The following is a 23,394-nucleotide window of genomic DNA, read 5'->3' as shown; positions in this document are numbered from 1 at the left end:
TTGGGCCTTTTAAGCTTGATAGTGGGGGCCTTTTCGGAGAGATTGCGCCCACCCAACAGGACCCGTTTCCATGAGCATGCAGCCTTCTTCCGGTGCCAAGAGCGAGATCATCTGGCCGAGCGTCATCACCGTCATCTCGGCGGCGATCCTGATCGGCGCCGAGGTGTTCGGCGCGGCGTTCGCCGGCGGCTGGGCCCTCGCGATCCTGCTTGGACTCTCCGACACCGGCGCGCACATCCTGCAGGCGGTGATGTTCGGCATCGGCGTCGTGATCATGGTCGGCTTCATCCGCCAAGCTCAGCGCATCGAGCCGTTCTGGAAACGCAGCTGACGCGCGAGCTCAAGAAATCACTGCGGCACAGCCGCTTTCGTGATCGCACTTCACGCGACAACACTCCGTAATTTCCCCGGGAAATCTTAACAGCCGTTCATGTTTGACCGCGCTGGCGCTTCTCTCGACGTCGCTCAGCGCGTGCCGCGAACCATTTTGTAAGTACGCGCGCGGAAATTTGTCCCCAGCCTAAAAAAAACGTTGCGTCGCAGATTCAAAAGCCTTATTTCCAGCCTTGCCCAATTTCGCACGTGCCTGTGGTCGTGTGTCAGTCGGTAGGTATCCGGACAAGAGGCCGGACAGCCGCCAAGGGATGAAGAACCGAGGGTCGCTCAGGTGAAAACCTGGGAGGCCAGCATCTCTCTCAAGAGATGCCGTTGAAGGTCTCTGCATCTTTTGCAACCGTGACTGGCAGCCGGAGGCGAACCGGCGCACCCCGCTCTCAACGGGGGACGCGACTTAAAGCAACGACGGATCGGGCTTTTTTGGTCTCTACCGGCATTCCAACGCCGGCGCGGGCTACTGAAAAGGCTTGTCCTTCATTGCCAGGTGTGCGGGCGGGAAATTCCCAACCAATCCACGGCAGCACAGTCTGATCTGAGTCTTTTGGCTTCGTTGCGCCTCCATCGCGCGATGTGGCCGGAGCGCTCTTATCCGACATCAATTTTTTGAACGGATCCCCGTCGCTGGGCCGTTTGGGAGAGTGCTATGACCGAACGTATTCAGGAATTCCTGCGCAACCGCCGCAGCGAGGGCCAGGACACCGAGCCGTGCCTCGTGGTCGACCTCGAAGTCGTGCGCGACAATTACCAGACCTTCGCGAAGGCGTTGCCGGACAGCCGCGTGTTCTACGCGGTGAAGGCAAACCCGTCGCCGGAAGTGCTGCAGCTTTTGGCCTCGATGGGCTCGTGCTTCGACACCGCAACCGTCGCCGAAATCGAAATGGCGCTGGCTGCCGGTGCGACGCCGGACCGCGTCTCCTATGGCAACACGATCAAGAAGGAGCGCGACATCGCGCGTGCCTTCGCGCTCGGCATTCGCCTGTTCGCGGTCGACTGCGCCGCCGAAGTCGAGAAGATCGCCCGCGCCGCGCCCGGCGCCAAGGTGTTCTGCCGCATCCTCTATGATTGCGCAGGCGCCGAGTGGCCGCTGTCGCGCAAGTTCGGCTGCGATCCGGAAATGGCGGTCGACGTGCTCGACCTCGCCAAGCGTCTGGGCCTGGAGCCGTGCGGCATCTCGTTCCATGTCGGCTCGCAGCAGCGCAAGGTGAAGGCGTGGGACCGCGCTTTGTCGATGGCCTCGTCGGTGTTCCGTGACTGCGCCGAGCGCGGGATCAACCTGTCCATGGTCAACATGGGCGGTGGATTCCCGACCAAGTACCTCAAGGACGTTCCTCCGGTCCTGCAATATGGCCGGTCGATCTTCCGCGCGCTGCGCAAGCATTTCGGCAACCAGATCCCGGAAACAATCATCGAGCCGGGACGCGGCATGGTCGGCAATGCCGGCATCATCGAGACCGAAGTCGTTCTGATCTCCAAGAAGAGCGACGAGGACGAGGTGCGCTGGGTGTATCTCGACATCGGCAAGTTCGGCGGTCTCGCCGAGACGATGGACGAGTCGATCCGTTACGCCATCCGCACCCCGCATGACGGCGCGGAGATGACGCCGTGCGTGCTCGCGGGCCCGACTTGCGACAGCGCCGACGTCCTGTACGAGAAGCTGCCGTATCCGCTCCCGGTTACGCTCGAGATCGGCGACAAGCTGCTGATCGAAGGCACCGGCGCCTATACGTCGACCTACTCGTCGGTGGCGTTCAACGGCATCCCGCCGCTGCGGACCTACCACATCTGAACTGGCCACTGAGGCCTGACTAACCGGGAGCCGGCGCGCCGGCTCCCACCCCCCATGTTGCGAATTTCTAGACAACGCTCCGCGGCGTGATCTGCCGTTGGAGTGAGGACTGACGTGCCATGACTGCTTTGCGGAAGACCACTATCGCCCTCACCCCGAATGCCGCTCCGTTCGCGATCCGTGCGGAACGGGCTTCGGACGTCGTTGCGCGTGAAGCGCTGCTGGATGCCTGCTTTGGCGAGAATCGCCATACGCGCACCTGCCAGCGCCTGCGTGACGAACGTGCGCCCGCCGAAGGCCTTGCCTTGTCGGCCGTGGCACGAGGGAAACTGGTGGGCACCGTGCGGTTGTGGCACGTCAGCGCCGGCGGCATCCCGGCGCTCATGCTCGGCCCGCTGGCGGTTGAGGAATCCTCCCGCCAGCTCGGCGTCGGGGCCGCGCTGATGGACCACGCGCTCGCGGCGGCGACGGCGCATGGCCATCGCGCGGTGATCCTGCTCGGCAACGCGCCCTATTACGTCAGGTTCGGCTTCTCGGCCGAAAAGACCGGCGAACTGTCGCTGCCCGGCCCGTTCGAGCGCGACCGCCTGCTCGGCCTCGAGCTGCGCGAGGGCGCGCTCGACGGCGCCTGGGGCATGATCTCGGCGTCGGGCGCGCCGCTGCACAAGGCAAAGGCATCGCGCGCGAAGAAGGCGTTGCAAGCCGTGCCGCACGCGGCCTGAGCCGCCGCGTCAGAGGGGTTGCGCGCTCCGGCGAAAAGCCCTTAAACCGCGCCAATCCCGCAGTTTTCGGATCAGGCCGCAAATCGAGGTTCCGATGCCCCGCCAACTGATTTCCACCGGTTCGCCGTTCGAGAAGACCGCCGGCTACAGCCGCGCCGTGATCGATGGCGATTTCGCCTTTGTCGCCGGCACCACCGGCTACGACTACACCACCATGACGATGCCTGACGATGTCACGAGCCAGTCACGGAACTGCTTCAAGACCATCGAGGCGGCCTTGAAAGAGGGCGGCTTCGCGATGGCCGACATCGTCCGCGCGACCTACTACATCGCCGACCTCAGGGATGCGGATGCCCATTTCGCGGTCTGCGGCGAAGTTCTCGGCGATATCCGCCCGGCCGCCACGCTTCTGGTGGTCGCAGGGCTGTACAAGCCCGAGATGAAGATCGAGATCGAAGTGACCGCCAAGCGCCGCAGCGCCTGATCCACCCTCACCTTTTGTTTGCCAGACTTTCCGGAGAAACCATCCCATGAGCCCCGCCTCGCAGATCTACGCGAAGATCACCGGTCCCATCGTCATGGTCGGCTTCGGCTCCATCGGCAAAGGCACGTTGCCGATGATCGAGCGGCATCTCGATTACGACGAGTCGCGCATCACCGTGATCGATCCCAAGGACGAGGGCCGCAAGGCGCATTGCGAGAAGCACAATGTGAAATTCATCCAGCAGGGCGTGACCAGGGACAATTATCGCGCGTTGCTTACCCCGCTTCTCACTGAAGGCGGCGGCCAGGGTTTCTGCGTCAATCTCTCGGTCGATACCGGCTCTACCGACATCATGGAGCTCTGCAACGAACTTGGCGCTCTTTATATCGACACCGTCAACGAGCCCTGGCTCGGCTTCTATTTCGATTCTTCGAAGGGCCCGGAAGCACGCTCCAACTACGCCCTTCGCGAAGCGACGCTGGCCGCCAAGAAGGCGCGCCCCGCGGGCTCGACGACGGCCGTCTCCTGCTGTGGCGCCAATCCCGGCATGGTCTCGTTTTTCGTCAAGCAGGCGCTGCTCAATGTCGCCGCTGATCTGAAGCTCAATGCCCCCAAGCCGAAGACAAAAGCCGAATGGGCTGATTTGATGCGACAGGCCGGGATCAAGGGCATCCACATCGCCGAACGCGACACCCAGCGCTCCAAGTCGCCGAAAGAGCCTGACGTCTTCGTCAACACCTGGTCGGTGGAAGGTTTCCTGTCGGAAGGCGTGCAGCCGTCCGAACTCGGTTGGGGCACCCATGAAAAATGGATGCCCGAGAACGCACGTACCCACGAAGCGGGTTGCGGCGCCGCCATCTACCTGATGCAGCCCGGCGCCAACACGCGCGTGCGCACCTGGTGTCCGACCCGCGGCGCTCAGTATGGCTTCCTCGTCACCCACAACGAGTCGATCTCGATCTCCGATTACTTCACGGTGCGTGACGCATCGGGCACGGCGATCTATCGGCCGACCTGCCACTATGCCTATCATCCGGCTGACGATGCCGTGCTGTCGCTGCATGAAATGTTCGGCCGCGCAGCGAAGATGCAGGAAAAGCACCACATCCTCGATGAGAACGAAATCGTCGATGGCATCGACGAACTCGGCGTGCTGCTGTTCGGCCATGACAACAATGCCTACTGGTACGGCTCGCAGCTCTCCATCGAAGAGACCCGCAAACTCGCGCCCTATCAGAACGCCACCGGCCTGCAGGTGACCTCCGCCGTGCTCGGCGGCATGGTGTGGGCGCTGGAAAACCCGAACGAAGGCATCGTCGAAGCCGACGAGATGGATTTCGATCGTCTGCTGGAAATCCAGATGCCGTATCTCGGGCCGGTAAAGGGATACTACACCGACTGGACCCCACTCTCGGACCGGCCGGGCCTGTTCCCGGAAGACATCGATACCTCCGATCCCTGGCAGTTCCGCAACATTCTGGTGCGATAGGTATGGTTCCACCCCTGATGCGACGCAGCGTCAGGGGCCTCCAGCCACCGTAACGCTCGCTTAATAAAATCGCGCCATCCTGAAAGGTACCTCTTTTCAGAGGACCTTGAGCCGTCCTGTGTCTCTGCGCAGCGACGCCCCCGGTGGAGCGGTGGAAATGCGCGTCTTTATCGCAATCATGCTATCGGCGGTCGTTTTGGCCGGTTGCAAACCCGACAACAACAACGACATCACCGGCTCGATCGATAACTGCGCCCGCAAGCTCTACAGCTCCTACAATCCCAAGGACCTGAAGCAGTGCATTGCCGTGTGCATCTCCTGCCAGCGCGGCGTGATGACGACCTGCTCGACCTCCTGCACGCTCAAGGGCGCGCAGTAGAGCGTCTTCGTCATTCCGGGATCGTCCGAAGGACCAGACCTCAGGTGCGCAATTGCGCACCGGGGAATGACGGCTCTCACTTCGCCATATAGTCGAACGCGACCGACCCTAGCCCGAGCGTCAGATCCGCCTTGAAGTGCAGCGCGGAAACCACTTCGCGCACCGGAAGGCGGGCAACGTCGCACAGCGCATGGGGAAACAGGCCAAGCGCGGCCGGACCGCTCCATGCTTCCTTCAGCGTGATGTCCTCGAGCTGGAAGCGGACCAGTTCGCAGATCCGCGGAGTGCCGTCGACATGCGGGATGATCTTGAGAATGAAGTTCGGCGCCTTCATGCCTTTCAGCACGGCGTCATGATCGACCGGGCGGTGCTTGTAACCCATAGTGGCGGAGGCGCAGAGCACCGAGCCGTAATGCAGCGAGCCGACCAGCACATCGCTCTCGACTTCGATCTTCGGCTTCGCAAGCTTTTTGGGAAATCCCCAGATCTCTCGGCCGCCGGCGATCGGGCCTTCGTCGTCAAGGTACATGGCGTGGGTATAGGCGCCCTCCTCGCCGTTGAGACGGACCGGGATCACCTGGCCGGTTTCGGTGTAATCACCGAAGCCGGTCGAGTCGGGCATACGAATGAATTCGTATTTGACGACGGGTTCAACGACTTCGAGCGGCTCCGGCACCACGGCGGCGAGCGCTTCCGGATCGGTCCGGTAGGTGATGATGAAATATTCGCGGTTGAAGAACCGATAGGGCCCCGGCGGGAAGGACGGGTTGGTCAGCGGCATCGAATACGCGGTTCGTCTTACATCGTCGATCTTCATGGCCTGCCCCATCTGTCGCCGGCGCGGTCGCGCGATGAGGGCGATTATGGGGGAGCTTGATGGCACAGGCGAGACCGTAAAACCGGCAGACGCAGTCAAATCGGCGTCAGAACTCTTCGTCATTCCGGGATGCGCCACGTGGCGCAGGCCCGGACACCATACTCCCGATCGTGGTTATGGATTCCGGGCTCGCGCTCCGCGCGCCCTCAGATGCGCAATCGCGCATCGGGGAATGACGAGAGGGTTACTTCTGCTTGATCGGTTCGGCTGTTTTCTCGGCCGGTGCGGGCGGCAGCGCGGGCTGGGCGCCGGACTTCTGCGCCTCGGCATCGGGACGCGCCGGCTCGGGCGGCACGTTGGACGGCCGGGTGCCGGTCGTCGTCTCCGCAGGCACCGACGGCCTGGTTTCCGCACCCGGCGTCGATTGCAGCGGCTGGGTGGCCTGCGCCATTTGTTGCGGCGGGCGCGCGCGCAGCTCGGCCAGCGACAGACCTGATATCACGAGGCCCGTCGTGACCAGCGCGGCCGCAACGAGAAAATCAATCCGGTAGCTGCGCTTGTTCTGATCGGCAGACATATCGTTCACCGCATGGTTGTTCGCGATGACAACGGCCGGCGTAGCGCATTGTTCCCCAGCCCCGCAGCGTGCGGAACCTGGGCAAGAGTCAAACTAATCCTTGGTGCTGACTTCCCAGGTGGCATGGCGAACGCCGGGCTGGCGCTGCAGATCGACCGCGACCGCGTTCAATTCGTTGGGATCGATCGCGGTGGAGACCAGCGTGGCGACGATCTCCAGCAGGTCATCGCCATGCTCGACCACATTGAGTTCAGCGACCGGATATTTTGCATTCTCCAGTCGCTCGACCAGATGGTCGCGCATGTCAGGCAACGCCTCCGCGCTGACCGCGAGCTTGAAGTAGTAAGTCGCCTCGGACGCGCGTTCGTCGATCGGAATGCGGTTGATCGCGTTGACCAGCGGACGCAGCAAGGTGTTGCCGGCGACCACGAACACGGTCAGCGCCGCCGCCTGGGCCACCATGTCGGCGCCGGCGCAAGCTCCGACCCCGGCCGATCCCCAGAGCGTCGCCGCGGTGTTGAGGCCGCGGACGTTCATGCCCTCTTTCATGATGACGCCGGCGCCGAGGAAGCCGATCCCCGAGACGACATAGGCGATCACATGTACCGCGCCTTCGGCAGCCTTCAGATGCATCGCAAGATCGACGAAGGCGGCCGCACCGACAGCGACCAGCACATTGGTGCGCAGGCCCGCGGTCCGCTGCCGGTATTGCCGCTCGGCGCCGATCAGGGTGCCCAGAACGAAAGCCGCGGTCAGGCTGACCAGGGTGTCGAGGAAATCGGCGATCTGGAAGGTCGTCAGGAAGCGCATGGCGGTTTTCTAGAGCCTTTTCCGTTCCGATGGAATCGGAACGGGGCTCTAGATTCTTGTTTTGACGCGTTTTCTTGACGCGAACCGGTATCCACTTCGCTGGAAAACGCTCTAGGGGAGAGAGGTGACGAATCTATCACAGCCTGAACGATCTGGCCTGTTCCGGCGACTAACGGTCGCCGGGTCCGGTGCGAGCGACGATCCGCTTCGCTGCGGGCAACGGCGCTTGATGCGATCCCGGATCGAACAGATTCGCCCAATTTATCGGGAATTGTCATGAAAAGAATGCTTTACGCCGCGATCGCGCTGCTCGGTATTCAGTGCTCGCCCGCGGCTGCGGACCAGAACTGCATGACCGGCTATTACCGCACCAAGCAGCCCGCCTGCGTCGACAGCGTGCTGTCGCAAATGCGAGCCGGCCCAAACGCCGATCCCAGCGCGGTCATTGGATTCCTGGCGCAGATCTTCAGCACGTCGCCTGCGGAGAAGCAGCGCATCCTGCAACTTGAAGCCTCTTCATACGTCAAATCGGTGAAGCTCGTGGCGCTCTACGGCGCCGGCCTCATGGAAGACGCACAGAAATTTGCCGAGGAAAACCAGATCACAGCCACGCTGCAGAAAATCGAAAAGAACCAACCTGCCAAACTTGCCGTGGTGCGGCCGTCGTCGAATGCCGCCGACAACGACCTCTTGATCGGCGCCTATATGGCATCCGGTGACACCAGCTTCATTGAAAGAATCCTCGCCAACTTCTCCAGCGCAGATGACGACATGGCGGGCATTGCCATGCGCATGGGATTCATGAAGAGCAAGTTCGGACCGAACATGACCGCGGAAGGCCGGGACAACGTAATGGCCAAGATGGCCTGCGACAAATACCAGTGCAAAACCGAGCCCGCCAAATTCTTTCGCGTGCTGACTTTGGCGAGCGGATTTTGGGCGTTGCAGTCGCTGGCATCAGCCGACGACGGCATCAAAAACACCTTCACCGGCTTTTTTGCGAACGATCCTCGCCTGAAAAACCTGTTCGCGGCCGAGCAAGCGGCGTTCGGGAATTATATGACGGCGCTCACCATGCTCGCCGTCTTCAAACCCGACCCGAAGGATCGCGACAAGACCGCTGAAAACATGAACAAGGCCGCTTCGGCCTTCGAAAACCTCGAACCGGCCGGCAAGACGTTTGACCACATCGAGGCTTACGTCAAAGCCGGGAGGAAAGTGAAGTAGGCCGGTTTGCTAACGCCGCGTGTTTCGCTTGACCTCTCCCGCTTGCGGGGTCGAGACGAGCGAAGCTCGCTCTTAGGTCGGCGCGCAAGCACCGGGTGGGGGCTCTCTCCACTCGGGCAGGGTAACTCGTGGCGACACCCCAACCCTCCCCCGCAAGCGGGAGAGGGAGCGCACCGTCAATCGCGGATGCACTTCGGTCCAGTCTCGCCACGCACCGGCGGATGATTTAGAGCTCCACCATCCCCGCATCGCCGTCTTCGGTGCCGAAGGCGAGCAGCGATCCCTTGGGGCTCCAGGCCAGCGCCGAAACCGCGGCGTTGCCCCTCCGGCGCACCAGGATCTCCGCGCCGTCCTCGATCCGCACCATCAGCACGCAACCGTCGCTGTAGCCCGCGGCCAGGATATCATGCTTCGGATGACAGCTGACCGCCGAGACACGCGCCTGCAACGGCGCCAGCATCGCCGGCTCCTTGCCCATCGGCCCGTCCTTGCTGGCGAACGGCCACAGGATCACGGTGTCGGCGCCTGAAGTGGCCAGCGCCTTGCCACCGGCGCTCCACGACATCGAGCGGACGCGGCCGGGATAGCCGCTCATGCGCATATGCCGGTTGTCGGCGAGCCGCCAGCCATGCAGCGCCGGCTCGTGCATCCCGGTCACCAGAAACTTGTTGTCCGGGCTGAAGGTGACGGACAGATGCGAGCCGGCCCATTCCAGAAACTCAGGCTTCGCCGCCATGTTGGGAAACCACAGCGTCACGCCGTTGTAATGCGCGACCGCCAGCCGCAGGCCCTTGGGCGCGAACGCCAGGCCGCCGACGGTCGAGGGCATATCGAAGGACTTCTCCTCGCCCTTGGTGCGAACGTACGAGATCTTGCCGGCCGACCACGCCACCGCGCCATCGGGGTGCAGCGCGACGTTGTCGATCCAGCGCCGCTTGGCGTCGGTTGCGAGTACATCGACCTCGCCCCTGGCGTTGAGCGCGACGAGCTTGCCGTCGTCGCCGCCGGTAACGACGCGCGCGCCGTCGGACGCCGCGCACAGCACCGCACCGCCGTGAATATCGACAGGTGAAATCTCCCCGCCGGCGCCGACGATGGCAGCCTTCTCCTCGGCGCCGACGAAGACCGCGGTCTCGCCGAGAAAATGCACCGACGATATCGGCATGCCGACCGCAAGCGGCCGCACCTTGTCGGTGATCGAAGCGATGGAGGCGCCTTCGCCCGGATCAAACTGTTTCATCACGTGGTGATACAGCTCTCAAAACCGTCGCGAATCATCTGCTCCGGCAATTCGCGACCGATGAAGACAAGCCGGCTCTCGCGCCGTTCGTCATCCTTCCATCTGCGCTGATGGTCGCCCTCGAGCATCATGTGCACGCCCTGGAACACGTAGCGGTCGTCATCGTCGCTGAAGGCGAGGATGCCCTTCGAGCGCAGGATCTTCTGTCCTTCGGAGGCGACAAGGTTCTGCAGCCACGGCATGAACTTGGTCGCATCGAGCGGCTTGTCGGTGCGCAGCGACAGCGACTGCATCTCCTCGTCATGGTAATGCTTCAGCCCGCCATGGCTGTGGCTGTGATCATGATGATGGTCATGGCCGTGGTGATGATCGTGATCATGGTGATGATCATGACCGTCGCCGGTATCGAGGAATTCCGGCTCGATCTCGAGAATGCGATCGAGATCGAACGCGCCGCGTTCCAGCACGTCCGCCAGCGCCACCTTGCAACGCTCGGTGCGGTGCAGTTTTGCGTAAGGGTTGATGCCGCGAATCCGCGCCTCGACTTCGGCGAGTTCGGCTTTGGAAACCAGGTCGGTCTTGTTGAGCACGATGACGTCGGCAAACGCGATCTGGTTCTTGGCTTCCGGCGCATCCTTCAAACGGTCGCTCAGCCATTTGGCGTCGGCCACGGTGACGACCGCGTCGAGCCGGGCGTTCTTCTGCACGTCCTCGTCGACGAAGAAGGTCTGCGCCACCGGCGCCGGATCGGCCAAGCCGGTGGTCTCGACGATGATGGCGTCGAATTTGCCCTTGCGTTTCATCAGGCCGTCGAGGATGCGCACGAGGTCGCCGCGCACGGTGCAGCAGACGCAGCCATTGTTCATCTCGAACACTTCTTCATCGGCGCCGATGATGAGGTCGTTGTCGATGCCGATCTCGCCGAATTCGTTGACGATGACGGCGTATTTCTTGCCGTGGTTTTCCGACAGGATGCGGTTGAGCAGCGTGGTTTTGCCGGCGCCGAGATAGCCCGTCAGCACGGTTACAGGAATTTTTTGGGCAGTCAGTTCAGACATGGCAGCTCCGGCAAATATCGCAGCCACGCTCCCGGCAGGGTGGCCCCTGCCTCTCAGTTCGCGAGCGCGCTGGTCAATGCCTTTATATTGTGCCTGACCATGTCAATGTAAGTGGGGGCATCGCCCTTTTCGGCCGTCAAACTGTCCGAATAGAGGGTCCCGCCGACCTTGGCACCGGTCTCGGCCGATATCCGGCGGATCAGGCGCGGATCGCTCACATTTTCCAGAAAAACCGCCGGGATTTTGGCCGCCCGGATCTGGGTGATAATACCGGCAATATCGCGGGCGCTGGGCTCGGATTCCGTGGACACGCCGACGGGCGCGATGAATTCGACGCCGTAGGCGGCGGCGAAGTAGCCGAAGGCGCCGTGGGTCGAAATCACCTTGCGGCGGGCTTGCGGGATCTTTGCAACGGCTTCGCGCGCCTCGCGGTCGAGAGCGTCGAGTTTCGCCAGATAGGCCTCCGCATTGGCACGAAAACCCTGGGCTGAGGCAGGATCGGCGGCCGCCAGCGCGTCGCTTATATTGCCGACATAGATTTTGGCGTTGGCGACGGATTGCCAGGCGTGCGGGTCGGCATCCGAGCCGCGCTTGAGCGGCGCGATGCCGGCCGTCGCCGTCACGACGGTAACCTTGCTCCCGGCGGATTTCAGCAGCCGTGGCAGCCAGCCCTCGAAGCCAAGGCCATTGACGAAAATCAGCTTCGCATCGGCGATCTTTTTCGCATCCGCCGGCGTCGGCGAGTAGACATGCGCATCGCCGTCGGCACCGACCAGCGTCGTGACACTGACGCTGGTGCCACCGACATTGCGGACGAAATCGCCGAGGATGGAGAAGCTGGCGACGATTTTGAGGCGTTCCTGCGCGCTGGCCGGAACGACTGTGGCGATCAGCACCAGACAGATGAGGGAGAACAAACGCTGCATCGCTACGCCTCGAGATGCCGGCCGGGGAACAGCTGCCGGACCAGGCCGCTGACATTGCCGAACAGCACGGACACCACATAAATCCCCGCCGCGACGAGAATGACCGCAGGGCCTGACGGAATTTTGGTCTGGAACGACAGCACCAGCCCGGCATAGCCCGACACCATGGCGCTCGCGACCGCGATGCAGATCATGCCGGTGATGTCGCGTGACCAGAAGCGCGCGATGCCCGCGGGCAGGATCATCAGGCCGACGCCGAGCAAGGTGCCGAGCGCGTGAAAGCCGTTGACGAGGTTGATCACGACCAGCGCCAGGAACGCCAGATGCGCCGGGGCGCCTGCGCGGCTGACGGTGCGCAGGAACACCGGATCGACGCATTCAATCACCAGCGGGCGATAAATCACGGCCAACACCAGCAAAGTGATGGTGGCGTTGAAGGCGATCACCAGCAGGGTCTGGTCGTCCATCGCCAGGATGTTGCCGAACAGCACGTGCAGCAGGTCGATATTGGTGCCCTTGATGGACACGATGGTGACGCCGAGCGCCAGTGACACCAGATAGAACGTCGCCAGTGAGGCGTCTTCCTTCAGTTCGGTGGTGCGCGCGACCACGCCGGCCAGGATCGCGACCGTAAAACCTGCGATCAGGCCGCCGGTCGTCATCGCGAACAGGTTGAGGCCCGAGACCAAAAAGCCGATCGCGGCCCCGGGCAGGATGGCATGCGCCATGGCGTCGCCGACGAGGCTCATCCGCCGCAACATCAGGAACACGCCGATCGGCGCTGCGCCCAGCGACAGCGCGATCACGGCCGCCAGCGCGCGGCGCATGAACTCGAATTCGGTGAAAGGCGCGATCAGCGCATCATGGAGCATTGGAGCTAGGCCGCCCGCGACGGCGCATCTTCGGCGCAGGCCGCGGCCCGGTCGTCGAAGGCTTCGCACATCTTCATCGCCACCAAGAGGTTATCCGGCGTCAGCACCTGCGCGGTCGCGCCCCAGGCCACCGGCCCCCGGGCCAGCAGCAGGGTTTCGGGGAAATGGTTGCGCACCATGTCGAGATCATGCAGCGCCGCCAGCACGGTGCGGCCTTCGCCATGCCAGCGTTTGACCAGCGCGATCAGGTCCGCTGATGTTTTGGCGTCGATGGCGTTGAACGGCTCGTCCAGCACGATCAGGCGCGCGTCCTGCAGCAGCACGCGGGCGAACAGCATGCGCTGCATCTGGCCGCCGGACAGCGTGCCGATCGGGCGGTTCTCAAAACCGTTGAGACCGACGGCGGCAAGCCCCGCCAAAATCCGCTCGCGCTCTTTCTTGCCCATACCGCCGAAGAAGCCGGTGGAGCGCCACAGTCCGGTGCCGACGAAATCGAACACCGAAATGGGAAAGCTGCGGTCGATGTCGGCGGTCTGCGGCAGGTAGGCGATGTCCTTGCTGTCCAGACCACCCAGCGAGATCGAGCCCGCCAGCGGTTTCAGGATGCCGGCGAGGCCGCGAAACAGCGTCGACTTGCCGGCGCCGTTCGGCCCGATCACCGCGACCAGCGCGCCCCCGGCGACCTCCAGGTTGAGGTGGTGCACGGCCGGATGCCGGTCGTAGCCGAGCGTGACGTTGCTGAATTTGACCTGAGCTGGCTGGATTTGGGTCTGCGCCGCCATGCTCACCTCATCGCCACCAGCACGACTACCCACAGACAGGCGCTGACCGCCAGCGCCGCGCCAAGCCGCGCCGCCACCGTCATCCGCAGGATCGACCACGGCGCCGGTTGCGCCGGATGCGGGGTCGACGGGTCGTGGTGATGGGGGTGACCATGGCTGTGGTGGTGGTGCGCATGGTCGTGGGAATGGGAGTGAGACATGCAAAGATGTTATATTATAACATAACCTGAGTCCACCAAAGTGCCCTGCCCTCACGGCTTCCCGATCGCCATCGCCAAGGCCGCCGCCAGGAACGGGAACGGCACCGAGACCGCGGCCCGGAACCAGACGAAACGCGCCGGCATGAACGGGATTTCCCACAGTATCAGCCGCTGGAAGGCGAACAGCGCCCAGGCGACGACATAGGCGATCACCTGCGGCGAGCCGCCACCCACCTTCAGCGCCACTGCGCCGATGGAAAAGCCGACCACCGGGCCTCCCGGCGTTAGCCCGCCCGCGATCACGGCCGTAAGCACGCCGAGCCAGCCGGAATCCGGGCCCAGCCAGCCGGTGATGATTTCGGGGGGAATGACGGCGGCGATGTAGCCGGAGCCGATCACGCCGAGCGCGATCCGCGGCACGATGTTGATGAAATCCATCGCGCCCTCGCGCGCCGCCGAAACCACCACGACGCGGCCGCGCCGGAACGCGATGATGCCAAGCACCAGCACGGAGCCCCACAGGCTGATGTCGATGATGAGCGCGCTCATCGCCATGACGGCTCGCCCTTCATGTTGGCTCACCCTTCATGACGGCTCGCCTTTGGGATACATCCGCACATAGACGAAGCGCCCGAGCGCGCCGGCCAGCACCGGAATCGGCAGCGAGATCACGATCCGCCACAGCGTGAAATCGGTGCCGAGGATCGGTAGTTCCCAAGCGACCGCGCGGCCGTAACCGATCAGCGTCCAGCTCACCACCATGGCGATGGTGGCGCCGAAATCCGCGCCGACCGTGAGCAGCGCCGCCGCCACCGGATAGGCCGTGAACGGCCCGCCCGGCAGGATGGCGCCGAATGCCGTTCCGATCAGCAATCCCTTCAGGCCGGAGTTCGGCCCGAGCGATCGCGACACTTTCTCGTGCGGCAGGATTTCCGTAATGAACGCGCCGAGCAGGCAGCCGGCCAATACGCGCGGCAGGATCTCGCCGAATAGCCAGAGATCATGGGTGAGAATCTTGAGCACGCCGTCGATACCGTCGCGGCGATAGACCAGCGTGGCGCTGACCGCGACCAGCACGGCGATGAAGATCATCGACCAGCCGACCGGCTTGCGCTTGCGTCGCGGGCCTGCTTCGGCCTCCGCAAGTTCGTCGGCGGGCACCGGTTCTTTCAATGGGGGTTCTGACAATGCAATGAATCGGCAAGGATCTGCAGGTGAAAAGTCCAACCCTGCTTAGTCCCGGCCGGGGCCTCACGCAAACGGAACAACTGAAACATCCATGCGCCGCTCAGGCATGGCCATGCAAGGCTGTCACGGGCTTTTCAGGTCAGGTGGCGCACCAGCGCGAGACCGGCAAACAGGCCGGCAATCGAGAGCACCACCGAGCCGAGGATGTAGGCCGCCGCCAGGCCAAGCTCACCCCGCTCATAGAGCACGGCGGTATCGAGCGAGAACGCGGAAAAGGTGGTGTAGCCCCCGAGTATGCCCGTCATCAGGAACAGCCGCCACGGCTGCGAGGTCTCGCCCTTGAGGGCGAGATAGCCCGCGATCAGCCCCATCACGGTCGACCCTGAGATGTTGATGATGAAGGTGCCCCAGGGAAATCCGGTGCCGATACAGCGGGCGCAGGTGAGATTGATGAAATGGCGCAGCGACGCGCCAAGGCCGCCACCAACGAAAACCAAGAGATAGCTCATCGCAGCATTTTCCACATCGCGAAATCACCCGGCAACAGCGCTTGTGCCGCAAGCCCGCGACGCCTGCAAGGATGGCATGGGAGGCAAAAGATAAGGGCGGCAGTTTTGCACTGCCGCCCCTGAAATTAGCTCGATGTCATTCCGGGGCGATGCAAAGCATCGAACCCGGAATCTCGAGATTCCCCCGATGCGCAATTGCGCACCGGGGAATGACGGGCTCAATCAGGAAGCCTTGCCGAACAGCTGGTCGACATATTCCCAGTTCACGAGATTATCGACGAACGCCTTCAAATAGTCCGGGCGGCGGTTACGATAGTCGATGTAGTAGGAGTGCTCCCAGACGTCGCAGCCGAGGATCGGGGTTGCGCCATGAACCAGCGGGCTCTCGCCGTTCGCGGTCTTGGAGATTTCGAGCTTGCCGTTCTTGACCGACAACCAGCACCAGCCGGAGCCGAACTGGCCGACGCCGGCGGCGGCGAAGTCGGTCTTGAACTTGTCGAGCCCGCCGAGATCCTCGGTGATCTTCTTTTCCAAACGGCCGGGCAGCTTGCTGCCGCCGCCATTCGGCTTCATCCAGTTCCAGAAATGCAGATGGTTGTAGTGCTGGCCGGCATTGTTGAACACGGCCGGGTTCTTGCCGAACGAGGCCTTGACGATCTCCTCGAGGGACTTGCCTTCGAATTCGGTCCCCTTGATCGCGTTGTTTCCGTTGGTCACGTAAGCCTGGTGATGCTTGTCGTGGTGGAATTCCAGCGTTTCCTTGGACATATAGGGGGCAAGGGCGTCATGGGCATAGGGAAGATCGGGTAGCGTGAAGGTCATGGGGTGATGTCCGAAAATGATGGGAGACGTGGTGTAACGGGAACCCTTATAGAAGGTTCCATCGCGCTTAAACACCGCAATTTGACAAAGCGGGCGGCTTCTTCGGTAACGATGCTCCGCGTCCAGCGTATGACGGGACATTCGGCTTTGCGGGGTGAAAAATGAGTATCGAGATCGATGTCCTGAACGGGGACGCTTCATGGCCGAGGGTCGAACCGCTGATGCATGCGGTCTGGCCGAAGCATGTGGTCGAGAAACTGTCCTGGGGCCACGTCAAATGGGCCCACGCCGATTTGCGCGTGCTGATCGAGGCGCCGCAGGATTCTACCAGCGAATCGTCAAAACCCGGCCTTGCCTGCCATGTCGGTGTCTATTTCCGTACCGCCACCTGGAACGGGCGCAAGGTCGATATCGGCGGTATCGGCGGGGTTGCGACCCGCGAGGATTTCCGGGGACGCGGGCTTGCCGGCCTCGCGCTCGGCGCCGCCGTCCAGACCATGCGCGACCACGAAGCGATCAAGTTTGCTCTTCTGTTCTGCGAGCCGCATAATTTCGCCTTCTACGAGGCCCGCGGGTGGCACAAATTCACTGGCGAGGTCTATGCCGAGCAGCCGGAGGGACGCATTCGTTTCGAGGCGATGGCGCCGTTCGTATTCGACTTCACCCGCGCCCCGCGCGACGGCGTCATCGACCTATGCGGCCTGCCGTGGTGACCCCTGCGCGGTGATGGGTGGCTTGCGCTTGCGCCTGCCGATAATATGTTGGCCATAATATATTGCCTTCTGGCCGACGAACCGGTGACGCATGACGATCGACGCCCCGCTTGATTTGCGCCCCGCGGCCGCACCAACCGCGCCGGTCAATAGCCTGTTGATCTCGCCGATCCTGCCGACGCTGCTGAAGCTCGCGCTCCCCAATGCGATCGCGATGGTCGGCACCGCGCTGGTGGCGGTCGCCGAGACCTCCTATATCGGCCGGCTCGGCACCGAGCCGCTGGCCGGGATCGCGCTGGTGTTTCCGTTCGTGATGCTGACGCAGATGATGTCGGCGGGCGCGATGGGCGGCGGTGTGTCCTCCGCCATCAGCCGCGCACTCGGCGCCGGCAACCGCGATCGCGCCGCGACGCTGGCGCTGCATGCGGCCATGATCGGCACCTGCGCCGGGCTGATCTTCACCGTTGTCATGCTGGCGTTCGGCCGGCAATTCTATTCGCTGCTTGGCGGCCGCGGCGGCGTGCTCGAGCAGGCCATGCAATATTCGCACGTGCTGTTCTCCGGCGCGATCTCGATCTGGCTGGTCAATACGCTGGCCTCGGTGGTCCGCGGCACCGGCGATATGCGCACTCCCTCGGCCGTGCTGATCGTCGTCGCCGTCGTTCAGGTCGTGGTCGGCGGCGGCCTCGGTCTTGGATTATTCGGCCTGCCGAAGCTTGGCATGCCCGGGGTCGCCGCGGGTCAGCTCACCGCCTTCACGCTGGGCGCGATTTTCCTGGCGTGGTACCTCGCCAGCGGCCGGAGCCGGCTGAAGCTGAATTTCGCCGCCTTCAGGTTCGAGCGCGACATGTTCGTCGACATCCTTAAAGTCGGCGCGATCTCCTGCCTGGCGCCGCTGCAAACCGTCCTGACGATTTTGATCTTCACCAAAATCGTGGCGGGCCTCGGCACGGAGACGCTGGCCGGTTACGGCATGGGTTCGCGGCTGGAATTCCTGCTGGTCCCGATTGCATTTGCGTTCGGCATCGCCTCGGTGCCGATGGTCGGCATGGCTGTTGGCGCTGGCCTCGTGGCGCGGGCGCGCCGGGTGGCCTGGACCGCGGCCGCTGCGGCAGGCCTGACCGTCGGCCTTATCGGCCTCGTCGTCGCGATCAAGCCGACGCTCTGGATCTCGCTGTTTACCAGCGATCCCGGCGTGACGGCTGCCGCCTCTTCCTACTTTGCCTGGGCCGGTCCGGCCTTCGGCTTCTTCGGCACCGGCCTCGCCCTCTACTTCGCCTCGCAGGGCGCGGCAAAGGTCGGCGGCCCGGTCATGGCCGGCACCATCCGGCTACTGCTGGTCGGCCTCGGCGGCTGGTGGCTGGCGTCATCGGGCGCACCGGCCTGGACCTTGTTCGCCCTCGTCGGCGCCGCGATGGTCGTATACGGCCTCTCTACAATGCTGTTCATTCGCTTCACGCGCTGGGGCAAATGAGCATCCAGCCCCGTTGTGTGGCGGCGAGAAGCTCAAGCCGCCATCGCCTTCAACGCGGTCGCCGCCGAGGCATAGCCGCCGCGTGCGCCATCGATGAAGTGAACGTGGTCGCTGCGCATCACCGACGGCGTGAAGCAGGTCATCATCGCCGCGTCCTGGCGGTGCAAGCCATAACGCACGACACCGTTTGAGGCCGCCTTTGCCAGCCGTTGCGCCAGCGCCTGCTCGAGCTCCGGCGTACAATCGAGGATCATCCGCAATCCATCGTCGTATTTTCGGAAGTCGGAATTCTCTACCACCTGCTGCATGTAGGTCTTCGGCACGAAATTGCCGACCTTGATGCCGAAGCGCAACACGACATAGGCCCATAGCGCGATGGCCAACGCGGAACTGCGGCGCCGCAACAACGACCCGCCGCGCGCGGCACGCGCCTCGTATTCGATGCCCGCCGGCGGAAAGCGTATATCGGGTCCACCTGAAGGCACCGGCCGCCCGGCATCAGGGCTGCGCTCGACGAGATCGATGATGTCTTCGATCGCTTTGCGGAATGCGCGCGGATCGGCGCCCTTTGCCGGCACCACCAGCACCGAAAGAATGAGACCGCGCGCGGACGGAATTTCCTCGAACCGGCACGACAGCCCGGACAAACCCGGCTGCTCGCCGGCCGGCGCCGCGGGGACCGCGAATTCGCCGCGCTTCATCGCCGCGTCCGCCCAGCCGAGACCGCCGCCGGAAAACATCGCGTATGATAGATTGGGTGACGGCCCGAAACGCGCCACTCTGATGTCGAGGCCCTGCGCGCGGATTGCTTTCACCGGCACCAGCGCCACCCGCATCGAAAGATCAAGGCCTTCGCTGACCCAGGTCGCTGTCGCCGCCAGCGCCTCGCGCGCGCGGCCGAGATCGGCGGGCGCCACGGCAAAGCTCGCGCCATCGCCGCCGAACACGAACGGAAACTCGCGTCCATCCAGCGCATTGGTCACGGCGGCGATGACAGCGGCGCCCGCCATGTTGACCGCCTTGTAGCGCTGGTTGGCGATCGCCTTGGTCGATTCCACGATGTCGGCGACGCCGACGGTCCAATCATCCGGCAACGGCGAGTACAGCGCCGGATCCATCAGGCTGGTGAAGCCGCGAAAGACCGGAATGCCGCCGTAGAAGATGTCGGTGCCGTCGGGCGTGGTCATTGCGATGCAAGTTACCCCGTTTTCCGAAGCTGTCTAACAGATACGGCGTAACCCAAATTCGGGTTCGCCCCTGCTACAGTTTGACGCCCCGCAGCACCAATTGATTGAGCCTGCTCGCAAACGCCGCCGGGTCCTCCGGCAATTCGCCATCGAGGATCTGAGCCTGCTCCAGCAGCAGGAACGACAGATCCGCGGCTGCGTCCTTGGCCCCGGCAATCGCCGCCACCAATGGATGACGCAGATTGATCTCGAGGATCGGCTTGGTCACCGAGCCCTGGTTCTGCATCGCCAGCAACCGTTCGAGCTGGCGGTCGCGGCCGTCGCCGCCGGCCACCAGACAGGACGCGCTCGACGTCAGCCGCTGCGAAGCCCGCACGTCGGAGACGCGTTCCCCGAGCGTGTCCTTGATGACGGCGATGGTCGCGGCCTCATCCGTAGTGCTCTCTTCTTTTTTGTCGTCCGCCTTGTCGTCCAGCAGCGGGATCAGACCGAAATCGATATCGCCCTGGCTCAACGATTTCAGCGGCTTGCCGCCGAAATCGAGCGGCGCCGAAGTCCAGAACGCATCGACCGGATCGGTCAGCAGCAACACCTCGATGCCGCGGGCTGTGGCGGATTCGAGTTTTGGGTTCGACTTCAGCCGCTCGATACTGTCGCCGGTGAGATAATAGATCTCGGTCTGGTTCGGTTTCAGGTTTTCGACGTACCGCTTGAGCGAACGCTTCTCGCCCGATGTCGTGGTGAAGCGCGACAGGCCCAGCAGCTTTTCGCGCCGCTCGAAATCTTCCCAGATGCCTTCCTTGATTACGGGCCCGAACGAATCCCAGATTTTCGCGAACGCCTCCGGCTCCTTGTCGCCGAGATTTTCCAGCTCGGTGACGACGCGGCTGGTGACGGCCTTGCGGATCTGCGCGAGTTGCGGATTGTTCTGCAGCATCTCGCGGGAAATATTGAGCGGCAGATCCTCGCTGTCGATCACGCCGCGGATGAAGCGCAGATAAGCCGGCAATAAATCAGCATCGTCGGCAATGAAGACGCGGCGGACATAGAGCTTCACCTTGCCCTTGCGCGCCTGGTCGAACAGGTCGAACGGTTTTGTCGACGGTGCGAACAGCAGCACCGCATAGGACTGGCGGCCCTCGGCGCGGTAATGCAAGGTCATCGCGGGCTCGTCGAACGCGCCGGCGATCGATTGATAGGCGCCCTTGTAATCGTCAGGCGTCAGTTCCGATTTCGGCCGCTGCCACAGCGCGCTGGCCGAATTGATCTGGCGCGGCTCGCCTTCCTCCGGCACCAGCTCAATCGGAAACTGGATGTTGTCGGAATAGGCGCGGACGATGCGCTCGATCTCGTAGGTCTCGAGATATTTCTGCGCGTTCTCTTTCAGATGCAGCACGATCTCGGTGCCGCGCGTGATGCGCGCGGCGTCCTCCTCGCTGGCGGGCGCGATTTCAAATCCGCTGCCGCCCGACGACGACCAGGTGCAGACCTGGTCCGAACCGGCGCGGCGGCTGGTGACAACGATGCGCTCGGCGACCATGAAGGCGGCATAGAAGCCGACGCCGAACTGGCCGATCAGGTTGGCGCCATCCTTGGCCTCGGTCAGGCGCGACAGAAACGACTTGGTGCCGGAGCGCGCGATGGTGCCGAGATTGTCGATCAATTCCTGCCGGTCCATGCCGATGCCGCTGTCGACCACGGCAAGCGTGTTCGCCGTCTTGTTCGGCACGATGCGGATCGCGGGCGGCGCGCCATCGGTGATCAGCTCGGGTGCGGCGATCGCCTCATAGCGCAGCTTGTCGCAGGCGTCGGACGCGTTCGAAATCAGTTCGCGCAGGAAAATATCGGTTTCCGAATAAACCGAGTGCACCATCAGATGCAGGAGTTCGGCGACCTCGGCCTGGAACGGCTGGGATTCGGGGGCAGTCGTGGTGGTCATCAGGGGCTCACGAGATCAAGCATGGGTGGGAAAGCCCTGATATAGCGATACTATCTGGAGTGGCAAGGTTCGACGGCCTGGCTGGTTCCCACCCTCGGCCGGTCTAATCCGCAATCGCGGCCAGATAGCGCCGGACCGAAGCATCGAATGCGGCCTTTGCGCCCGCCTCGATGTTCTTGCCCCACCACGCGCCATAGATGCGGTCGAAAGCCAACGGCGCGACCGCGCGCGCCACGCCTTGAACCGATTTCGCATTCAAGGGGATGTAGTTCGGGAAGCTGTACATGAAGCTCAGCGAGCGGCGGTCCATCGCCACCATGGCAACATCACCGGTGAGCAGCGCGCCTCGCCCCTGCGCACCCGCACGCCAATGCAGGATCGTGCCGCCGGCGAAATGACCGCCGGTGCGGATGAGAACGATGTCATCGGAAATCTGGCGGCTGTCGCCGGTCCACGGCACGATCGCGGCGTGCGGCCGCGTGACCCATTGGCGATCGTCGCCATGCAGATAGATCGGAACGCCGCCAAAGGCCTCGCTCCAGTCGGCGACCGCGCCGTAATAATGCGGGTGCGAAACCGCAATCGCCTTCAGGCCGCCGAGCGACCGCACATGGTCCACCGCATCAGATGTGGCCAGGGGCACGCAATCCCACATCACGCAGCCGTCGGGCTCGGGAATGAGCAGCGCGCGCTGTCCGATCGCGAAGCCCGGATCGAGAGCGATCCCGGAAATACCGAGATCATCGCGCCAGACGAGCTTGTGGCGCTCCGCCAGTGCGTCGCGCGAAAGCCATTGCTGGCCCTTCCAGTTCACGTACTGCCGTTCGTCCTCGCAAATCGGGCACGCCGCCGGCGGCGCGACGCTGTCCGGAAACTGGGCACCGCATTGCTCGCAAGTCCACAAGGGCATCGCCGTCACTCCAATCCGGTAGAAACGCGACTCTCGCAAATGCGCGGTTTCGGATCAACAAGAGGGAGTTTAGCCTTCAAGTTCAATTGACTTGCTTCGGCGCTGTTGGAGGGTAAGTTCCGGTACATGACCTGGTTTTGCCTTGGGTTCGCTTTTTTATTGCTGCTGTGATTATTGCACGAGGCGCGCACAACCGGCGCCTATGGACGGGTTGGATGATCTCCACGCCCAGGGTTTTCTCAACAATTATTGACGGGATCAGATTATCTCGACCATTCAAAAATTATGCATGATTGTGGGCTGGCTGGCGCTGGCATTCATCGCCTTCGCGACGCTGTCGCCGATCCACGCCCGCCCCGTGCTTGCCGAAGGCCTGATTGAGCATTTCGCGGCCTTCGCCTTGCTGGGCCTTGCGCTTGCCCTCGCTTACCCCAACCGCGTGGTTTTTGTTGTCACGATCGTTGTCGGAGGCGCAGTGGCGTTGGAGATCTTGCAACTGCTGACGCCGGATCGCCACGGCCGTCTGCTTGATGCGGCCGTGAAGGTGGCGGGCGGCATCTGCGGGATTGGCGCCGGACGATTGGCAGTCATGCTGCTAAGGGGCAAAATCGGCCACGCCAAATAGCGCATTTCGATTCGGTTTTACGGCTATTTAAATAGGCGTTATTTCAAATAGCCACTATTTCAAATAGCCTTGCCCCGTCGATGTTTCTTGTGGGGCGCCTGTTTGGATCCCAAAACAGGCGCCGATTATTTCCAGCGACACGGGACGGTCATGCCGTTGGTCACTCCGCCGCGAGCTTCACTTCAGGCGCAGCAGCGCGGACATCGGCATCGACCTGGGCTTCGAACTTGGCGAAGTTCTTCTGGAACATGCCGACCAGCGC

26 protein-coding genes are annotated in these 23,394 nt (G+C 63.1%); 10 read left to right on the top strand and 16 right to left on the bottom strand.

From position 1 onward, the window contains the following. Nucleotides 1–70 precede the first annotated feature (70 nt). The 6 genes from JQ611_RS39780 (at nucleotide 71) to JQ611_RS39755 (ending at nucleotide 5,256) form a co-directional block, all read left to right on the top strand. Nucleotides 71–331: a hypothetical protein gene (locus tag JQ611_RS39780; RefSeq protein ID WP_192738178.1), complete on the top strand. Its 261-nt coding sequence runs from the start codon at nucleotides 71–73 to the stop codon at nucleotides 329–331. A gap of 708 nt (nucleotides 332–1,039) precedes the next feature. Then, entirely contained in the window at nucleotides 1,040–2,182 is a 1,143-nt protein-coding gene (locus JQ611_RS39775) for a type III PLP-dependent enzyme (protein WP_192738179.1), read from the top strand. Nucleotides 2,183–2,301: 119 nt separating this feature from the next. After that, on the top strand, nucleotides 2,302–2,904 hold the full coding sequence (locus JQ611_RS39770) for a GNAT family N-acetyltransferase (protein WP_212468638.1): 603 nt from the start codon (nucleotides 2,302–2,304) through the stop codon (nucleotides 2,902–2,904). A gap of 94 nt (nucleotides 2,905–2,998) precedes the next feature. Next, nucleotides 2,999–3,388: a RidA family protein gene (locus tag JQ611_RS39765; RefSeq protein WP_212468637.1), complete on the top strand. Its 390-nt coding sequence runs from the start codon at nucleotides 2,999–3,001 to the stop codon at nucleotides 3,386–3,388. Between the two features lie 46 nt (nucleotides 3,389–3,434). Next, nucleotides 3,435–4,877, top strand: a complete 1,443-nt coding sequence (locus tag JQ611_RS39760; RefSeq protein ID WP_212468636.1) for a homospermidine synthase — start codon at nucleotides 3,435–3,437, stop codon at nucleotides 4,875–4,877. Nucleotides 4,878–5,034: 157 nt separating this feature from the next. Then, on the top strand, nucleotides 5,035–5,256 hold the full coding sequence (locus JQ611_RS39755) for a hypothetical protein (protein WP_212036555.1): 222 nt from the start codon (nucleotides 5,035–5,037) through the stop codon (nucleotides 5,254–5,256). Nucleotides 5,257–5,332: 76 nt separating this feature from the next. Here JQ611_RS39755 and JQ611_RS39750 read toward each other — a convergent pair whose 3' ends face one another. From JQ611_RS39750 to JQ611_RS39740, 3 genes are all read right to left on the bottom strand, one after another. Beyond that, nucleotides 5,333–6,073, bottom strand: coding sequence for an acetoacetate decarboxylase (locus JQ611_RS39750; RefSeq protein WP_212270187.1), 741 nt, complete (start codon nucleotides 6,071–6,073; stop codon nucleotides 5,333–5,335). Between the two features lie 244 nt (nucleotides 6,074–6,317). Beyond that, entirely contained in the window at nucleotides 6,318–6,650 is a 333-nt protein-coding gene (locus JQ611_RS39745; protein ID WP_212468635.1) for a hypothetical protein, read from the bottom strand. Nucleotides 6,651–6,743: 93 nt separating this feature from the next. After that, nucleotides 6,744–7,460, bottom strand: coding sequence for an MgtC/SapB family protein (locus JQ611_RS39740; RefSeq protein WP_212270186.1), 717 nt, complete (start codon nucleotides 7,458–7,460; stop codon nucleotides 6,744–6,746). A gap of 276 nt (nucleotides 7,461–7,736) precedes the next feature. On the opposite strand from JQ611_RS39740, the gene JQ611_RS39735 reads away from it, so the two are divergent. Beyond that, entirely contained in the window at nucleotides 7,737–8,687 is a 951-nt protein-coding gene (locus tag JQ611_RS39735; protein WP_212468634.1) for a hypothetical protein, read from the top strand. A 226-nt stretch (nucleotides 8,688–8,913) separates the two neighbouring features. Here JQ611_RS39735 and JQ611_RS39730 read toward each other — a convergent pair whose 3' ends face one another. The 10 genes from JQ611_RS39730 to JQ611_RS39685 all read right to left on the bottom strand — a co-directional run bounded on the left by JQ611_RS39730 (nucleotide 8,914) and on the right by JQ611_RS39685 (nucleotide 16,284). Then, on the bottom strand, nucleotides 8,914–9,927 hold the full coding sequence (locus tag JQ611_RS39730; RefSeq protein ID WP_212468645.1) for a WD40 repeat domain-containing protein: 1,014 nt from the start codon (nucleotides 9,925–9,927) through the stop codon (nucleotides 8,914–8,916). Then, on the bottom strand, nucleotides 9,927–10,985 hold the full coding sequence (locus JQ611_RS39725; RefSeq protein ID WP_212390861.1) for a GTP-binding protein: 1,059 nt from the start codon (nucleotides 10,983–10,985) through the stop codon (nucleotides 9,927–9,929). Before JQ611_RS39725 ends, JQ611_RS39730 begins: the two co-directional genes overlap by 1 nt. 53 nt (nucleotides 10,986–11,038) lie before the next feature. Then, entirely contained in the window at nucleotides 11,039–11,911 is an 873-nt protein-coding gene (locus JQ611_RS39720; RefSeq protein ID WP_212468633.1) for a metal ABC transporter substrate-binding protein, read from the bottom strand. A 2-nt stretch (nucleotides 11,912–11,913) separates the two neighbouring features. Next, on the bottom strand, nucleotides 11,914–12,783 hold the full coding sequence (locus JQ611_RS39715; RefSeq protein WP_211994028.1) for a metal ABC transporter permease: 870 nt from the start codon (nucleotides 12,781–12,783) through the stop codon (nucleotides 11,914–11,916). A gap of 5 nt (nucleotides 12,784–12,788) precedes the next feature. Continuing rightward, nucleotides 12,789–13,565, bottom strand: coding sequence for a metal ABC transporter ATP-binding protein (locus tag JQ611_RS39710; protein WP_212468632.1), 777 nt, complete (start codon nucleotides 13,563–13,565; stop codon nucleotides 12,789–12,791). 2 nt (nucleotides 13,566–13,567) lie between these two features. After that, nucleotides 13,568–13,765 (bottom strand): hypothetical protein, encoded by a 198-nt coding sequence (locus JQ611_RS39705; RefSeq protein WP_212270180.1) that lies wholly within the window; start codon nucleotides 13,763–13,765, stop codon nucleotides 13,568–13,570. Nucleotides 13,766–13,816: 51 nt separating this feature from the next. Beyond that, nucleotides 13,817–14,314: a hypothetical protein gene (locus JQ611_RS39700; RefSeq protein WP_211994268.1), complete on the bottom strand. Its 498-nt coding sequence runs from the start codon at nucleotides 14,312–14,314 to the stop codon at nucleotides 13,817–13,819. Nucleotides 14,315–14,350: 36 nt separating this feature from the next. Beyond that, nucleotides 14,351–14,953 carry a permease gene (locus JQ611_RS39695; protein ID WP_212270179.1) on the bottom strand — a complete coding sequence of 201 codons (603 nt, stop codon included), beginning with the start codon at nucleotides 14,951–14,953 and terminating at the stop codon, nucleotides 14,351–14,353. Between the two features lie 134 nt (nucleotides 14,954–15,087). Continuing rightward, the gene (crcB, locus tag JQ611_RS39690) at nucleotides 15,088–15,462 is read right to left on the bottom strand and encodes a fluoride efflux transporter CrcB (RefSeq protein WP_212270178.1); all 375 of its coding nucleotides are present in this window, start codon (nucleotides 15,460–15,462) and stop codon (nucleotides 15,088–15,090) included. 222 nt (nucleotides 15,463–15,684) lie between these two features. After that, on the bottom strand, nucleotides 15,685–16,284 hold the full coding sequence (locus tag JQ611_RS39685) for a superoxide dismutase (RefSeq protein ID WP_192738198.1): 600 nt from the start codon (nucleotides 16,282–16,284) through the stop codon (nucleotides 15,685–15,687). A 161-nt stretch (nucleotides 16,285–16,445) separates the two neighbouring features. On the opposite strand from JQ611_RS39685, the gene JQ611_RS39680 reads away from it, so the two are divergent. After that, complete coding sequence (locus JQ611_RS39680; RefSeq protein ID WP_212270177.1) at nucleotides 16,446–16,997, top strand: GNAT family N-acetyltransferase; 552 nt, start codon at nucleotides 16,446–16,448, stop codon at nucleotides 16,995–16,997. A 91-nt stretch (nucleotides 16,998–17,088) separates the two neighbouring features. Further along, on the top strand, nucleotides 17,089–18,471 hold the full coding sequence (locus tag JQ611_RS39675; protein ID WP_212468631.1) for an MATE family efflux transporter: 1,383 nt from the start codon (nucleotides 17,089–17,091) through the stop codon (nucleotides 18,469–18,471). A gap of 32 nt (nucleotides 18,472–18,503) precedes the next feature. On the opposite strand, the gene JQ611_RS39670 is transcribed toward JQ611_RS39675, so the two are convergent. The 3 genes from JQ611_RS39670 to JQ611_RS39660 form a co-directional block, all read right to left on the bottom strand. Further along, the gene (locus JQ611_RS39670; protein ID WP_212468630.1) at nucleotides 18,504–19,658 is read right to left on the bottom strand and encodes a DUF3095 domain-containing protein; all 1,155 of its coding nucleotides are present in this window, start codon (nucleotides 19,656–19,658) and stop codon (nucleotides 18,504–18,506) included. 73 nt (nucleotides 19,659–19,731) lie between these two features. Then, entirely contained in the window at nucleotides 19,732–21,600 is a 1,869-nt protein-coding gene (gene htpG / locus JQ611_RS39665; protein ID WP_212468644.1) for a molecular chaperone HtpG, read from the bottom strand. A gap of 100 nt (nucleotides 21,601–21,700) precedes the next feature. After that, nucleotides 21,701–22,507 carry an MBL fold metallo-hydrolase gene (locus JQ611_RS39660; RefSeq protein WP_212270174.1) on the bottom strand — a complete coding sequence of 269 codons (807 nt, stop codon included), beginning with the start codon at nucleotides 22,505–22,507 and terminating at the stop codon, nucleotides 21,701–21,703. A gap of 289 nt (nucleotides 22,508–22,796) precedes the next feature. On the opposite strand from JQ611_RS39660, the gene JQ611_RS39655 reads away from it, so the two are divergent. Beyond that, nucleotides 22,797–23,132, top strand: coding sequence for a VanZ family protein (locus tag JQ611_RS39655; RefSeq protein ID WP_212390850.1), 336 nt, complete (start codon nucleotides 22,797–22,799; stop codon nucleotides 23,130–23,132). The last annotated feature ends 262 nt before the right edge of the window (nucleotides 23,133–23,394 follow it).

This window comes from Bradyrhizobium sp. AUGA SZCCT0182 (assembly GCF_018130185.1).
Taxonomy (GTDB): domain Bacteria; phylum Pseudomonadota; class Alphaproteobacteria; order Rhizobiales; family Xanthobacteraceae; genus Bradyrhizobium.
Note: the sequence above shows the minus strand (reverse complement) of the source record. Positions and strands in the feature narration are given on the sequence as shown.